Origin of the sequence: Massiliimicrobium timonense, from assembly GCF_002160865.1 — a bacterium.
Lineage (GTDB): Bacteria > Bacillota_I > Bacilli_A > Erysipelotrichales > Coprobacillaceae > Allocoprobacillus.
In genome coordinates this window covers 1-1,575 of record NZ_NFLJ01000086.1, presented here as the reverse complement: position 1 = coordinate 1,575, position 1,575 = coordinate 1, and the positions used below count along the sequence as shown (strand labels likewise).

Here is a 1,575-nt window from a genome sequence, read left to right as displayed (position 1 = left end):
TCTGTGCCAGAAGAATTGCCTAATGAATATAATACAAATGAGGAGGATAATTTAGATGAAGAATAAACTTATTGCAGTGATGGCTGCATTTTTAATGTCAGCAAGTTTTTTTGTTTTTCCAGTAAATGCAAAAGCAAATAGTGAGGAGACTACTCCACCATCAACTACCGAGATACAGGGAACTCAGGAAGAAACTGAAACTTCTAAAGAGAATGAAAATGCATTAACTCCTGATGGGAATATGACTTTGGTAGATGATATTTCTTCAACTACTGATAGCAATAAACAGTTCATTACTTTAGTAACGAAAACAGGAAACTATTTTTATTTGATCATTGATCGTGATGATAAGGGAAATAATACTGTTCATTTCTTAAATCAAGTTGATGAAGAAGATTTGTTTTCCTTAATGAAAGAAGAAGATGCACAAGCTATCAAAGATGAAATTGAAAAACAAAAAGAATCAGTTGAAGAAAAAACAGAAACAGTTACAGTTGTAGAAAAAGAGGAAAAACAAGATTCAAAAATGAATTTAAACTTTATGCCTCTTGTAGTTGTTATTGGTTTATCAGTATTGGCTGGAGGTACTTTCTTCTTTGTGAAAACAAAGAAGAAAAAATCAAATGAAATAAATCCTGATCCAGATGCTGATTATCTAAATGATGAGGACGAAGATAATGGGTTCTTTGATATTGATGAAGACAAATTAGAAGAAGATAATGATGAAAATAAGGTTTAATTGTAAAGGCAGTTAAGGCTGCCTTTACATACATAGTTATCATGAGGTATGAGTTTAAAAAAATACAAAATAAATATGAAATAGATTGAATATAAGGTTATACTTGATATAATTTAAGTAATATAAAGGCAAATTGGAAGTTGTCGAGTTGGAATTCGCATAATTGAAAGGGTGGAAGAAATGAAGAACTATACTGTGGCCTCTAAGATTGCATTAGTAATATGCTTTTGTTTTATTATGCTTGCTGTGGTAAATGGGTTTACTGGTTTTATAAATTCAAGGATATCACTTAGTGGAACACTAATCTGCATTATTGGGTTTGGCATAGCAATATTTGCGATTACAATATTAGAGAATGAAAGACAAAAGAAAAAAAGAGACAAATCCTAATTTATTGATTTGTATACCACTGAATTAGAAAAAGAAGTATAAGGAAGATGCGAAATGAAGAAGAAGTTAAAACTTGGCGATATTTATGAAATACCTCTTCCTAATGGAAAAAACGCATATGGACGATTGTTTAAAGAATATACTTTGGCAATTTACTGCGGTATTTATAATGATATTTCTGAATTACCGGATACAGTAAGTTATTATCGTTTTATATGTGTATATGAGGATTTATTGTACGATGGGAAGTGGAAAGTAGTAGGGCATAAAGGCTTTAAAAATGCAGATGAGGCATGGGCTCCCCCTAAATGCGTCATTGATAAAATAACAGGAAAAGGGAGCATATACTATAAAGGCGAAATTCGTTCATGTTCATATGATGAATGTAAGAATTTAGAAATTGCTGCTGTATGGGAAAGACATCATGTAATAGATATGTTGATGGG

At 31.2% G+C, this 1,575-nt stretch carries 3 protein-coding genes; all 3 read left to right on the top strand.

Going from position 1 to position 1,575, the window contains the following annotated elements; translation table 11 throughout:
• Positions 1–55: 55 nt before the first annotated feature.
• Positions 56–739 carry a DUF4366 domain-containing protein gene (locus B5E75_RS14210; protein WP_087360595.1) on the top strand — a complete coding sequence of 228 codons (684 nt, stop codon included), beginning with the start codon at positions 56–58 and terminating at the stop codon, positions 737–739.
• Between the two features lie 180 nt (positions 740–919).
• Positions 920–1,129 (top strand): hypothetical protein, encoded by a 210-nt coding sequence (locus tag B5E75_RS14205; RefSeq protein WP_087360592.1) that lies wholly within the window; start codon positions 920–922, stop codon positions 1,127–1,129.
• Positions 1,130–1,183: 54 nt separating this feature from the next.
• On the top strand, positions 1,184–1,575 hold a 392-nt coding region (locus B5E75_RS14200), incomplete at its 3' end, for an Imm26 family immunity protein (RefSeq protein WP_087360589.1).

Bases quoted from the DNA above. Each gene is read 5' to 3' on its own strand.
- B5E75_RS14205 (WP_087360592.1), top strand. From the start codon at position 920: ATGAAGAACTATACTGTGGCCTCTAAGATTGCATTAGTAATATGCTTT.
- B5E75_RS14210 (WP_087360595.1), top strand. From the start codon at position 56: ATGAAGAATAAACTTATTGCAGTGATGGCTGCATTTTTAATGTCAGCA.